Source organism: Alteromonas sp. G4i35 (assembly GCF_054960375.1).
Window position 1 is genome coordinate 157,931 of record NZ_JBHNZD010000007.1, and the last position, 13,305, is coordinate 171,235.

Genomic DNA, 13,305 nt, shown 5'->3' on the forward strand with positions numbered 1-13,305 from the left:
TTCCTAGCTTCATTCTGGGAATTTGAAAGGGAACAGCCATTCCTGCATTCCCACGCTTTGCTAGGAAACTTGCCAGCGCCTTCTGAGTGGGCAATTATCTATGCGGATTGGTATACGTGAACAATGGTTACGAAATTTAAGGGAGAATAAAGTGGAGTTAGGGCTATTTTCGTTAAGTTTAACGGTTAAAGACATCAGCAAGTCGAAGACGTTTTATGAGGCCTTGGGTTTTGAAGCCATGCCTTCATGCGGCTCGGTGGAAGATAAATGGTTAATGATGAAAAATGGCACCACCATGATTGGGTTATTCGAAGGGATGTTTGAAGATAACATTATGACCTTCAACCCAAGTGATGTTAGGGCACTTCAGGCAAATCTAGTTGAACAAGGCATCGCTTTAGACGTGCCTGTGAAAGGCGATAGCGGCCCCGGGCATCTAATTGTTAAAGACCCGGATGGCAACGCTATCATGTTCGATCAGTTTTAAATTCGCGCTGCCAGTTCAGCGCCTTGACGGATAGCGCGTTTAGCATCAAGTTCAGCCGCTACGTCAGCGCCGCCGATAATGTGCACGGTAAATCCTGCCTCTTCTAGAGGTTGTTGCAGAGGCTTAAACGGCTCCTGACCAGCACATACAATGACGTTATCGACCGGCAATACTTTGGGCGTGTCGTTAATCAGCACGTGCAGGCCTTCATCATCTACTTTCTCGTAGCTCACCCCATTTATCATTCGAACATTGTGGTGTTTCAATGACTGCCTATGGATCCAGCCCGTAGTTTTGCCCAGCCCTTTTCCTACTTTAGACGTTTTACGTTGTAGTAGATACACTTCCCGCTCAGAAGGCTCTATGGCTTTTTCTTTTAGTGCGCCAGGAGCAGAATAATCTTTATCTATCCCCCAGTGCGCCAGCCACTTTTCTTTATCTTTGGCTAAATGTTCGTGTTCTACTAGGAATTCCGCTACATCAAAACCAATGCCGCCAGCGCCCACAATAGCTACTTTCTTGCCTACTGGCTTGTGGTCGCGCAATACGTCTAAATAACTCATCACTTTAGGGTGGTCGTGCCCTTCAATTGTAAGCGTACGAGGATTAATACCGGTGGCTAGCACCACTTCATCAAACTTCTCATCGGCAAGTCTTTCTGCGTTAATCTCGGTGTTAAGGTGAACCGTAACGCCCAGGCGAGCTAGCTGATTGTCAAAGTAGCGTAGGGTTTCGTAAAACTCTTCTTTACCCGGCACTTGCTTGGCGTAATTAAATTGACCGCCAATTTCACTGGCTTTATCAAATAGATGTACCTCGTGACCGCGCTCTGCGGCATACATGGAAAACGCCAAACCCGCAGGCCCTGCACCTACGACAGCTAGTTTTTTCTTATTGTGAGTAGGGGGAAAGGTAAGTTCGGTCTCGTAGCACGCTTGCGGGTTTACCAAGCAACTTGCACGCTTTTGTTCGAATGCATGGTCTAGGCAAGCCTGGTTACAGGCAATACACGTGTTGATTAGCTTAGACTCATTGCGCATAGCCTTCGCTACAAAGTGAGCGTCAGCCAAGAAAGGTCGCGCCATCGATACCATATCAGCATGGCCTTGTGCGAGTACCGATTCTGCAACTTCAGGCGTATTGATACGGTTAGTGGTGATAAGAGGGATAGACACCTCTTTTTTCATGCGTTCGGTTATCCAGGTAAACGCCGCGCGAGGTACGGATGTGGAGATAGTGGGTACCCTTGCTTCGTGCCATCCTATGCCGGTATTAATTAGCGTAGCGCTTGCTTTTTCCATTTCTTTGGCTAAATATACAACCTCGTCCCACTTAGCGCCGCCTTCGACTAAGTCCAGCATAGACAGGCGATAAATAATAATGAAGTTAGTGCCCACTTTCTCGCGTACACCTTTTACTATTTCTATTGCCAGACGAGCCCTATTTTCTAAGCTGCCACCCCATTCATCATTTCTATGATTGGTGCGTTCACAGAAAAACTGATTAATGAGGTAGCCTTCAGAACCCATAATTTCCACGCCGTCATAGCCTGCTTGCTGGGCAAGGGCTGCACATTTTACGTAGTCTTTAATTGTGCTTCTTACGCCACGTGAGGACAATTCGCGAGGCTTAAAAGGGGTAATAGGCGACTTCATAGGTGAAGCCGAAACAGCAAGTGGGTGATAACCGTAACGGCCTGAATGCAAAATTTGCATGCAAATTTTGCCGTCTTCCTTATGCACAGCGTCGGTAATAACACGGTGCTTTTTCGCGTGGCGAGAGCGGGTCATTCTGCCAGCAAAGGGCGCTACCCAACCTGAAATATTAGGGCTAATACCACCTGTTACGATTAGCCCCGCACCACCTTTTGCTCGCTCAGCGTAAAACGCAGCAAGTTTGTCAAATCCGCCTTTCTCTTCTTCCAAACCTAAATGCATTGAACCCATTAGGGTACGGTTGCGAAGTTGAGTAAAGCCCAAATCTAACGGAGCTAATAAGTTAGGGAAGTAAGGTGAGAGTTGTTCTGAATTGTGGGCAGACTGCGGTGTAGCTGTCTGAGATACGGTCTGAGACGAGGGCGTATTCATAATTGTTCTCTTTTTATTTGCTATGAAGGCAGTTAGTGCATGTCGCTCTTTGCTGCGGCGCAGTGCTCATCTGTCTTTCATGATTTAAGTGCTAATGGTTACACATAATCCGACCACACTAACTTGCCCGACCAGTTGCTTTGATTATTTACCACCACATTCAATTGGTAAAGTGCAGTTACCCTATTTTTAACATAATAAAAAAGCGAGATACCGGGCTAACGGATATCTCGCTTCGTTAATCACTGCTTTTCATCACAAGCATGAATGCGTTACAGGTGAGCGCTTACTTACGATATTGGCATTATTAAAGCAGTGCTCGCCTTATAAATTACTCGTCAACGTACATTTTTTGCTGAAACTTCAGCGTTTGTTGGCTGCTACCTTTTTGAACGTCAATCTCAAACCTAAAGGTTTCCTGATCACGAAATGGCAGCACGGCAAGGTAATAGATAGCATCACCTTCTTCCACCTTTTTGAAAGTCAGCTTACGCGAGTTACCTAACAGATTCTTAGCCGTACCTGTGACATCTGCCCGTTGCGCTTCACCGGAAACTTTGTCTAACACCGAAATGTTAACCAACGCATTAAACTTACTTCTCACAATGCCGTAGCTAGCCGCCACTTCAGGTGTGAGAAATGGCGTACTCACCACCATATAGTGAACATCCCATTCACCAAGCGTTTGCTTCTGCTCGGCAAATGCGGAAACGCTTAAGCATGACATAGCCATCGCAAGAAGTGCGACGTAAGCTTTTTTGATTTGATTTATTCTACCCATGATAGAAACTACCTCTGCCTTCATCCTATTTTCAATTCTTACCCATTACAGCTTGTTTTGCTCTATGAACCAAACTGCAAGACCAATACTTTCCCTAACAGTGTCTTGAACTGACATTAGTTACATAGGGAAAGTGTCTTGGATCAGAAGCTGTAAAAACTGTAATGCAATGATGGCAATAAGCACTGACAAGTCCAAACCGCCCAATGGTGGAATGACTTTGCGTATTGGCGCTAAAAATGGCTCGGTTAGCTGATACAGAACATAGTCAACCGGAGACTGACCTTGTGACACCCAGCTCAAAATAGCGCGTAGTAGCAACACCCAGAACATTAACGACAGGGTTTCTTTTATCACGCCAATCACTGATAAAATCGCAATGCCGACTGGGTTTAGACTACCGCCAAACATTAACCCTAGGGTTATCAGCTTAAGCGCGCATACCGCTACCGCTAACACAAAAGTAGCGGTGTCGAACCTGCCGATTGACGGAATAATACGGCGCAACGGCCCCACGATAGGGTGGGTTGCTTTTACTACAAATTGACTGAGTGGATTATAAAAATCTGCCTGAACCATTTGTAACCAAAGGCGCAGAATAACCACCATCAAATAAAGGCTAAATAAGGTATCAACCAAAAATACCGTTGCGTTCATGTTGTGTTTTTCCTAAAACGTTATAGCTGTTTTGCCATTTCTTCAGCACGTGCTACGGCGGCGCGCATCGACTTGCTGACAATATCTTTTAAACCTTCATTAATGAAAGTGTTAACGGCTTCTGCGGTAGTGCCGCCCTTAGACGTAACTTGGGCACGAAGCTCGCTTAATTCAAGGTCTGGGTTGTTACAAACCATTTCGGCTGCGCCTAACATGGCTTGTTGAACCATTAAGCGAGATTGCGCTTTGTCAAAGCCCATGTTCATGGCTTCTTCCTGCATATTTTGTAAGAACAAGAAGAAATAAGCTGGGCTGCTGCCCGCTGCGGCGATAACACCGTTAATACCCTCTTCTTTATCTACCCAAACGGTTTCGCCAACGCTGTTCATTACATCGTCAACGTATTGCCTGTTTGACTCAGAAACCGTGTCGTCGGCATACATCCCAGACATGCCCTTGCCTAACAAGCTCGGGGTGTTTGGCATAATACGAACAACAGGGTATTCACCACCTAGCATTTCTTGCAATCTGGCTACCGGCAGCCCAGCTGCAATGCTCATAAACAACTTGCCCGAAAGGTCATTGTTTTTCTGAAGCTCGCCGCACATATCGCCCATTATTTGTGGTTTTACCGCAAGGACTATGGCATCAGCGAATTGGCAGGCTTCATCATTAGATTGTGTGGTGTGAATACCAAACTCGGCCTTCAGGCCGTCTAACTTTGGTGTGGAAGGGTTTGCCGCAAGGATGTTTTCTTTCGCGTACCCAGATTTGATAAGACCACTGATGATGCTGCGGCTCATGTTACCCGCGCCAATAAATGCTAATTTTTTCTGTTGCATGTAAATCCTATTTGTTGGTTGCGTTTAAGTCTGTGTAGCGAGGCGAAGCGCTATCCGTTGGGTTAGCGCGCTAGTTTCGCTTACCGAAAATAGCGGTACCGATGCGCACCATAGTCGACCCGTGTTGAATCGCTTCTGTCATATCACTACTCATTCCTACGGATAGGGTATCAAAATTACTCAATGATGTATGGTAGTGGTCGAATAATTCTTTTAGCTTAGACAGTGTGGCGCGCTGTTGTTCTTCACTAGGATCAGCTTTGGGAATGGCCATTAGTCCACGCAAGGTCAGGTGCTTTTGAGAGTTAATAAACTCCACTAGCGCATCTAATTCACTTAGGGCTACCCCTGACTTACTCTCTTCGTCATCAATATTAACCTGAATGCACACGTTTAACGGCGGCATTGAGTCAGGCCGCTGTTCGTTTAAGCGACGAGCAATTTTTTCTCTATCTACAGACTGAACCCAATCAAAGTGTTCGGCTACCACTTTGGTTTTATTCGATTGGATTGGACCAATCATGTGCCACTCTATATCGCTTAAGTGAGAAAGTTCCTGAACCTTTTCAACACCTTCCTGCACGTAATTTTCGCCGAACATACGTTGTCCGGCTTCATACGCTTCCATGATATCTGATACGGGTTTTGTTTTGCTAACCGCTAGCAATTTTACGGAATTTGGTGGACGATATGCACTGGTAGCGGCTTGGTCTATTCCTTTTCGTGCGGAATCTAGTCTTTCTGCTATTGTTTGCATTATTCACCTTGTTTTGGAGAAGTGGTTGTGGATATTACCGAACTTTTGGCTTTCAGTGTTAAGAATAACGCCTCAGATTTACACTTATCAGCGGGCCTACCACCAATAATTCGTGTAGATGGCGAAATGCGTAAACTGAACGTGCCAGCCCTCGATCATAAGCAAGTACATGGTCTCGTTTATGAGATTATGAATGACATGCAGCGCAAAGAATACGAAGAAAACCTGGAAACCGATTTTTCTTTCGAAGTGAATGGCTTGTCGCGCTTTCGTGTTAACGCGTTTGTGCAAAACCGAGGCGCTGCGGCAGTATTACGTACTATCCCCAGTAAAGTATTAACCTTAGACGACCTTGGCGCGCCTGAAATTTTCAAGGAAATTATAAATCAGCCTACCGGCATTGTACTTGTGACAGGTGCCACCGGCTCGGGTAAAAGTACCACGCTTGCGGCCATGGTCGACCATATCAACACCCACAAGCGTGAACATATTCTTACCATTGAAGACCCTATCGAATTCGTGCACGACAACAAGCTTAGCTTGGTAAACCAGCGGGAAGTACACCGCGATACGCACTCGTTTAATAACGCACTGCGCTCGGCGCTTCGTGAAGACCCTGACGTTATTCTAGTCGGTGAGCTACGTGACCTAGAGACCATACGCCTTGCCATTTCAGCTGCTGAAACCGGCCACTTAGTATTCGGCACACTACACACCAACTCTGCACCAAAAACCATTGACCGCATCATTGACGTTTTCCCGGCAGAAGAAAAAGCCATGGTGCGCTCTATGTTGTCTGAATCATTGCGCGCGGTAATTTCACAAACTCTGCTTAAGAAAGTAGGCGGAGGCCGGGTTGCTGCCCATGAAATTATGGTGGGGATCCCCGCTATTCGTAACCTTATTCGCGAAGATAAAGTGCCGCAAATGTACTCGGTTATTCAAACGGGTCAGGCTCATGGTATGCAAACCATGGATCAGTGTCTTCAGCGCTTAGTGGCGATGGGTGTTATTACTAAACAAGACGCCGCTGCAAAGTCAGTTGATAAACAGTCGATGAACAGTTTCTAGAGGCCATCATGTTAGATTCATTACTTCAAAAAATGGTCGATACCAACGCATCGGATTTGTTCGTAACGGCGGGATTCCCCGTAAGCGCCAAAATTAACGGCAAACTTACGCCAGTGACGGAAAGTGCAACATCGGAAGAGGCATCGCTGGCGCTGGTTCACGAAGCGATGACCGAAAAACAGCAGAATGAGTTTCACACCACCAAAGAGTGTAACTTCGCCATAGTACGAGAGGGCATTGGTCGTTTCCGCTGCTCCGCATTTTGGCAGCGTGACCAAGCGGGCATGGTGATTCGCCGCATCGTTACTCAAATTCCGAAAGCTGATGATTTGGGTCTGCCGCGAGTATTAAAAGAAATTATTATGGCTAAACGCGGTCTTGTTCTATTTGTAGGTGGAACAGGCACGGGTAAGTCCACGTCACTGGCTGCGCTTATTGGGCATAGAAATGAAAATTCGCACGGGCATATACTGACTATTGAAGACCCCATTGAATTTGTGCACGAGCATAAAAACTGTGTTATTACCCAGCGCGAGGTGGGCATAGATACTCAGTCTTTCGACGACGCCCTTAAAAGTTCGCTACGTCAGGCACCTGATGTCATTCTTATTGGTGAAATTCGTTCAATGGAAACCATGGAATATGCCATGTCGTTTGCTGATACAGGGCATTTGTGTGTGGCTACGCTGCACGCTAACAACGCGAACCAAGCTATTGAACGTATTATGCATTTAGCGCCGAAAGATCAGCACGATAAGTTGCGCTTTGACTTAAGCTTAAACATCCGCGCCATTGTTGCGCAGCAACTAGTACCTACGCCAGACGGCAAGGGTAGGGTTGCGGCAATAGAAATACTGCTTAATTCGCCGCTAGTGCGCGACCTAATACAGCGCAATGAAATAGGCGCGTTAAAAGAAGCAATGAAAAAAGGCAAAGAGCAGGGCATGCAGAGCTTTGATATGGCGCTGTATGATTTGTACAAAGCGGGTAAGATTGATATGGACCAAGCGCTGCACCACGCCGACTCGCCTAATGACCTGCGCTTAATGATCAAGCTTGATACCAGCGACGGTTCTAGCTTAGGTACACTGTCAAATGTATCTATTGATATGGATGACTAATTGCTTTCGCTTTATGCTGAAATCCCTTTAGGGGGAGCTGCATTTGAAACGCTTACTGAAATAAAGCAGTAGAGAGACACGTTTTTCTCGCATGATGAGCAGCCCACGGGCTGCTTTTGTGTTTAACAAGAGGGTAGCCATTGAAAAAACTCTTCACTTCACAAGACGCTTTTGAACTTCAAGCGGTTCGCAGCGAGCTTGATGCTTTATCTATTCCTTATATGGTAAAAAATGAGTTTGCCAGTGGCGCAATCGGAGAGCTGCCTTGGCAAGATTCTCAGCAGGAAGTGTGGCTTGTTGACGATAGCTGGTATGCAAGAGCGTCGAAAGTTATTGAGCTCTTCATTCAGAAATCAAACGATAAGGCAGTATCTAGTGAAGACTGGATTTGTGGTGAGTGCAGTGAACAAAACGGCGCTGCTTTTGATGTCTGCTGGCAGTGTGGGGCAGAAAAGTAATAATAGCAAGAGCTAGGGCCTGTTGACCTTTGTTGTACATTTTTGCAGCGGTCTGTGTGCCATCTAGACAAGGCGAATGTTTGACGGTTTAGTGGTTCTAAATCGAGAACATTCAACGCAGTAAAGATGGCACAAAGGCGCTGCCCGAAGGGGTCGTTATGGAAGCCTTTTACTCTTTGTCACAGTCCTTTAACTTAGCCCGCTAGGCTTGCAGGACTGTTTCGCGATTAAAAGGCTTCCATTTAGACCAAAATTCGTACACCAAAGGTCAACAGGCCCTAGCAGCATACAAAGGTCAACAGGCCCTAACAATTATTCGTACTGACTCTCGCTCCAGCTAGCGAATATTACGCATGCCGACACACTATCAACCTTATCTTTAGTCAGTTTCTTATAGCCACCTAACTCAAACAGCATGGCTTTAGCGTCTGTGGTAGTCAGTCGCTCATCACAGGTGTCAACGGCCACTTTAAAACGCCCATGTAGACGGTTTGCAAATTTGCGGGCGCGTTGAGTCATCTCCTGCTCAGTACCATCCATATTAAGCGGTAAACCCACCACCACGATATGCGGTTGCCATTCTTCGTAAAGCTTTTCTATTAACGTCCAGTCAGGAATACCGTCTCGTGCCTTCAGCGCTGCAAGAGGGGAAGCCGTACCGGTAATTTCCTGACCTACCGCCACGCCAATGCTTTTGGTACCAAAATCAAACGCAAGTACCGTACGATTTCCTATATCAGGCATGCCCCGCTCCCGGTGCTAGCTGCCATACATCCACACCGAGTTTATTTACTGTTGCTTGCCATTTCTTGTGCATAGGCGTGTTAAACAGAATTTCTTCGTCAGCTTCTATGGTGAGCCATGCGTTTTCCTGCATTTCCCTCTCAAGCTGACCGGCTGTCCAGCCCGCGTACCCCAAAGCAATCAAAACGTCTTCAGGGCCTTCATCATTGGCAATAGCAGTCAAAATGTCCTTGGAGGTGGTCACCATAACCCCTGGTGCAAGCTTTAAGCTAGATGCCCACTCTCTTTGCGACGAGTGCAGCACAAATCCTCGCTCTTGGCTTACAGGACCGCCAGCCAGCACGATTTGCTCTGCTTTGTCGTCAGACACAGTGAGTTCTTTATCAGTCTGTTCAAGAAGCTGCTTCACGTTCATGGTAGAGGGTTGATTTACTACAATACCCATAGCACCTTCAGCGTTGTGTTCACAAATATAAATGAGTGAGCGAGAAAAATACGGATCGTCCAAACTAGGCATCGCGACCAGAAAATGATTTTGTAGGCTTTTTAATTCCGTCATAGTTTGTCTTTTATCTACTATCTTTTGCTCTGTGAGGGCCTTTACACTATTGAAGCTAAAGGCGCTCTATCCACTCATATTTGCTTTTTACGATACGAACTGCACTGTGTTACCAATACAACCTTACTTTATTTACTGGCTAAGCGCTTTTCAATGGCGTCAAACAGCGCACCCATTATATTAACATCGTAAGCTGCTTCTATTTCTCTTACGCAAGTTGGGCTAGTAATGTTTATTTCAGTAATTTTGCTGCCAATAACATCAAGTCCTACAAATAAAATGTTATTTTCCTTGAGCGTTGGCGCGATGGCTTCGGCTAGGGCGCGGTCAGAATCTGAGATTGGCTGAGGGCGTCCTGTACCGCCAGCGGCTAGGTTACCTCTGGTTTCCCCTTTTGTAGGCAGTCGCGCTAAGCAATACGGCATGACTTCACCGTCAACGATGAGTACGCGCTTATCGCCGTCTTTAATCTCTGGAAGGTACTCTTGTACCATCATGTAGCGCGTGCCTAACTTGGTTAGGGTTTCAATAATAACGCCTAAGTTATTGCCATCAGGCTTCACTCTAAAGATAGACGCGCCACCCATACCGTCTAAGGGTTTGCAAATAATGTCTTGGTGCTTGGCGTGAAACTCACGGATAAGCGCTTGGTTGTTCGTGACTAAGGTATTGGGAATGTGTTCTGGGAAGTACGACGTAAACAGCTTCTCGTTGTAGTCGCGAAGCGCTTGAGGGTTATTTACAACTAGCGCTCCCGCGTCCTGCGCAAGCGACAGCACCTGAGTCGCATACAAAAACTCGCTGTCAAAGGGAGGATCTTTGCGCATGAGTAACACATCAACGTCGCCTAAATACAACGTAGACTCGTCTTCAATGGTGTAGAAATCTGTAGCTTGATCCTTGACCGATACGGTTTTACCTAAACCCATAGGCTTACCATTGTCTAAATACAGGTCTTTTAATTCAAAATATACAACCTTTGCACCGCGGCGCTGAGCTTCAAGCATCATCGCAAAACTTGTATCTTTATGTGGCTTAATGCTCGCGATGGGGTCCATAATTACGCCAACGGTATATTGCATAATGTTTTCACCTTGAATGTTGATAAAATGCCGGCTCAGATGGCCCAGCTGATTGTAATCATATATGGGGGCACACCTGAATTCTTCAAGTTACTGAGCTAGCACTATGCTTGCTATATAGCTGCCTAAAATACTGACTTAGAAGTCGCCGTGCTGAGCTTGAAGAATACTTAGGCTTGTAATTGCCGCTGTCTCGGTGCGCAAAATACGTGGGCCCAAACTTACCGACTGATAACCGTTTTCGTTTGCCTGATGAATTTCTGTTTCAGATAACCCACCTTCAGGGCCAATAAGCAAACGAAAGCCTTGAGCATTATAAGGTTGTCTTGCCAAGCTTTGCTCTGCGCCAGGTGCGAGAACTAATCTTGTGGTATTGGTTGAAGACGACAACCATTGATTAAGACTAACCGGGGCGTTGAGCGCGGGAATAATGTTGCGACCGCTTTGTTCACAGGCGCCAATAATGATCTTCTGCCATTGCTGAATTTTCTTTTCCCAGCGCGACTCGTCGAGTTTAACCGTACAGCGTTCAGTGATGACGGGCGTTATTTCTGATACGCCAAGTTCCACGCTTTTTTGTAGCACGGTATCCATTCTATCGCCTTTAGATACCCCTTGACCTAAGTGCAAATGAAGCGGGGACTCTTTCGCTAGCGATAAACAAGCGTCGGCTTCAACCGTCACTTTTTTTCTTTGAACGCTAATAATTTGCGCACTGTATTCATTGCCGTCGCCATTAAAAAGCACAATAGGGCGATTGGGCTTTATGCGCAGTACCGTCGCGATGTGATGACCGGCGTCTTCAGTTAACTCAAACTCTTGTTCTAACGGGACTGGGTTGGGGTAATAAACTCTTGGTATACGCATAACAAATCAGATGTGTAGTTTTAACGCGTATAATACGTGTGTGGATACAGGTTGCAATGCTGTCGACAACATCGCGTAAGTAAATATGCAAAAACTTACGCAAACGACAGCATGCTGCCTATTTAAGAATCACATGACTCACTCTCTAGGCCGCGGAAGGCGAAGAGTTTCTCGAAGTAGATTTCAACACGTTGGATGAAGACTTCGATTGGGCTGCTGGGCGGTAGTCCGCTCTTGCGTACTTAGTATGTTTTCCTTTATCGGTGCGCAGTGAATATAAAAATAAACACAAAACCACCGAAAACAGGGTTATGAGAAGCAACATGCGTTAATCCTTTACGTGACATAGTTTGCTAAAGCTCCTTCATGAAGTTGCTCAACACACACTGATGAGGCGTAGTGAACAGTCAACTTTCATGAGACTTTAGTCTAAAACTTTGAGGCTAAAAAATCATCAAAAAAAATGTCTTATAACTCGGTAACTTCCAAAAAATGGAAAAAAAACACAAAGCGCATTTAAGCTTCGTGCTGAAGGATGCGCTTGTTGAGTGACAAGCGTGTGACAAGCGAATATAAAGTGTTCATTTTTTGTTTTTTCATTCTAGCGCCTGTGTGCCACCTATACGGCATAGAAACTTGTCGATTTAGAGCCACTAAACCGTCAAACACCCGCCTTGCTTAGATGGCCAGCAAACCGCTGCAAAAATGTACAAGAAAGGACAGTGGATCCTAAAGTAAAACAAATGAACTTCCTCTACTTTTGTATAATGCTAACGCTTTTAAATACCCATGTAGCTTAGACTTTAGAGCAAATTTACTGTGTTTGAGCCCATATTATATTGGTCTTAAATCAAATAGCTGCTACCGTATTTCAGCAATTATCAACTAACCATGACAAGGACCATATTATGGAAGAAAAACTTTCGCTTTTTTCTGCAAGCGATGTTGAAAGGTACATAAACGATTACGCCATCCCGTGGGGGATTAACATTCTGATGGCAATCGCGATTTATGTAATAGGTAGGATCGTAGTTGGTTTCATTTTATCTGTATTTAGACGCCTAATGGCCAAGTCTAAATACGACAACATGCTAGTGGACTTCCTGGAAGCTATCCTTAGCGCCATTCTAATGCTGTTTGTTATTGTCGCTTCGCTTGATCAGCTAGGCGTAGATACAACGTCATTAGTTGCTATATTAGGTGCTGCTGGTTTAGCTATTGGTTTGTCATTGCAAGACTCGCTTAAGAACTTTGCAGCTGGCGTAATGCTTCTGGTTTTCAAACCATTTAAAGCGGGTGATTTTGTCGAAGCTGCAGGTACTGCTGGTTCGATTGTTAAGATTGGTATTTTCACTACAACAATGAACACACCAGACAACAAAGAAATTATTGTTCCCAATGGCAATATTTACGGTGGCAACATCACTAACTATTCAGCAAGAGACACGCGTCGCGTAGACATGGTTGTTGGTATTGGTTACGACGCTGACCTTCTCAAAGCGAAAAGAATTCTTGAAGAAATGGTGGCGGCTGATGAGCGTATTCTTGCAGAGCCAGCGCCTAAAATTGCAGTATCTGAACTGGCGGACAGCAGCGTGAACTTTATTGTTCGTCCATGGGTGAATTCTGCCGATTTCTGGGGTGTTAAATTCGACTTCACTGAAAACGTTAAACTGCGTTTTGATGAAGAGGGTATTTCAATTCCATTCCCACAAATGGATGTACATCTTCACAAAGCAGACAGCGAATAATTTCGTTGGTTTCAAACAAAAAACGCTGCATTTCGCAGCGT

Annotated in this window: 14 protein-coding genes; 5 read left to right on the forward strand and 9 right to left on the reverse strand. The window is 45.5% G+C overall.

All coding sequences use genetic code 11. The features are described 5' to 3' along the window. The first annotated feature begins 151 nt into the window (after positions 1-151). Positions 152-487 carry a VOC family protein gene (locus tag ACFI6L_RS06105; RefSeq protein ID WP_014950470.1) on the forward strand — a complete coding sequence of 112 codons (336 nt, stop codon included), beginning with the start codon at positions 152-154 and terminating at the stop codon, positions 485-487. Here ACFI6L_RS06105 and ACFI6L_RS06110 read toward each other — a convergent pair. The 5 genes from ACFI6L_RS06110 to ACFI6L_RS06130 all read right to left on the reverse strand — a co-directional run bounded on the left by ACFI6L_RS06110 (position 484) and on the right by ACFI6L_RS06130 (position 5,611). Beyond that, positions 484-2,574 (reverse strand): oxidoreductase, encoded by a 2,091-nt coding sequence (locus tag ACFI6L_RS06110; protein ID WP_462573603.1) that lies wholly within the window; start codon positions 2,572-2,574, stop codon positions 484-486. The two genes, ACFI6L_RS06105 and ACFI6L_RS06110, sit on opposite strands and share 4 nt — an antisense overlap. A 331-nt stretch (positions 2,575-2,905) precedes the next feature. Then, the gene (locus tag ACFI6L_RS06115; RefSeq protein WP_462573604.1) at positions 2,906-3,379 is read right to left on the reverse strand and encodes a DUF4426 domain-containing protein; all 474 of its coding nucleotides are present in this window, start codon (positions 3,377-3,379) and stop codon (positions 2,906-2,908) included. Between the two features lie 96 nt (positions 3,380-3,475). Continuing rightward, positions 3,476-4,012, reverse strand: coding sequence for a YggT family protein (locus ACFI6L_RS06120; protein WP_014950467.1), 537 nt, complete (start codon positions 4,010-4,012; stop codon positions 3,476-3,478). A 20-nt stretch (positions 4,013-4,032) separates the two neighbouring features. Further along, entirely contained in the window at positions 4,033-4,854 is an 822-nt protein-coding gene (gene proC / locus ACFI6L_RS06125) for a pyrroline-5-carboxylate reductase (RefSeq protein ID WP_278344347.1), read from the reverse strand. A gap of 70 nt (positions 4,855-4,924) precedes the next feature. Further along, complete coding sequence (locus ACFI6L_RS06130) at positions 4,925-5,611, reverse strand: YggS family pyridoxal phosphate-dependent enzyme (RefSeq protein WP_278344348.1); 687 nt, start codon at positions 5,609-5,611, stop codon at positions 4,925-4,927. A 27-nt stretch (positions 5,612-5,638) separates the two neighbouring features. Here ACFI6L_RS06130 and ACFI6L_RS06135 point away from each other — a divergent pair, with 27 nt between their 5' ends. From ACFI6L_RS06135 to ACFI6L_RS06145, 3 genes are all read left to right on the forward strand, one after another. After that, entirely contained in the window at positions 5,639-6,682 is a 1,044-nt protein-coding gene (locus ACFI6L_RS06135) for a type IV pilus twitching motility protein PilT (RefSeq protein ID WP_014950464.1), read from the forward strand. An 8-nt stretch (positions 6,683-6,690) separates the two neighbouring features. Further along, complete coding sequence (locus ACFI6L_RS06140) at positions 6,691-7,803, forward strand: PilT/PilU family type 4a pilus ATPase (RefSeq protein ID WP_014977241.1); 1,113 nt, start codon at positions 6,691-6,693, stop codon at positions 7,801-7,803. A gap of 140 nt (positions 7,804-7,943) precedes the next feature. Beyond that, the gene (locus ACFI6L_RS06145) at positions 7,944-8,261 is read left to right on the forward strand and encodes a putative signal transducing protein (protein WP_039227917.1); all 318 of its coding nucleotides are present in this window, start codon (positions 7,944-7,946) and stop codon (positions 8,259-8,261) included. Positions 8,262-8,573: 312 nt separating this feature from the next. Here ACFI6L_RS06145 and ruvX read toward each other — a convergent pair whose 3' ends face one another. From ruvX to ACFI6L_RS06165, 4 genes are all read right to left on the reverse strand, one after another. Next, entirely contained in the window at positions 8,574-9,005 is a 432-nt protein-coding gene (ruvX, locus tag ACFI6L_RS06150; RefSeq protein ID WP_014980071.1) for a Holliday junction resolvase RuvX, read from the reverse strand. Further along, positions 8,998-9,564, reverse strand: coding sequence for a YqgE/AlgH family protein (locus ACFI6L_RS06155; protein WP_061095728.1), 567 nt, complete (start codon positions 9,562-9,564; stop codon positions 8,998-9,000). Before ACFI6L_RS06155 ends, ruvX begins: the two co-directional genes overlap by 8 nt. 128 nt (positions 9,565-9,692) lie before the next feature. Continuing rightward, positions 9,693-10,646, reverse strand: coding sequence for a glutathione synthase (gene gshB, locus ACFI6L_RS06160; RefSeq protein WP_049586041.1), 954 nt, complete (start codon positions 10,644-10,646; stop codon positions 9,693-9,695). A 138-nt stretch (positions 10,647-10,784) separates the two neighbouring features. Next, entirely contained in the window at positions 10,785-11,513 is a 729-nt protein-coding gene (locus ACFI6L_RS06165; protein WP_348671034.1) for a 16S rRNA (uracil(1498)-N(3))-methyltransferase, read from the reverse strand. A gap of 908 nt (positions 11,514-12,421) precedes the next feature. Here ACFI6L_RS06165 and ACFI6L_RS06170 point away from each other — a divergent pair. Beyond that, on the forward strand, positions 12,422-13,264 hold the full coding sequence (locus tag ACFI6L_RS06170) for a mechanosensitive ion channel family protein (RefSeq protein WP_014950457.1): 843 nt from the start codon (positions 12,422-12,424) through the stop codon (positions 13,262-13,264). Positions 13,265-13,305 lie beyond the last annotated feature (41 nt).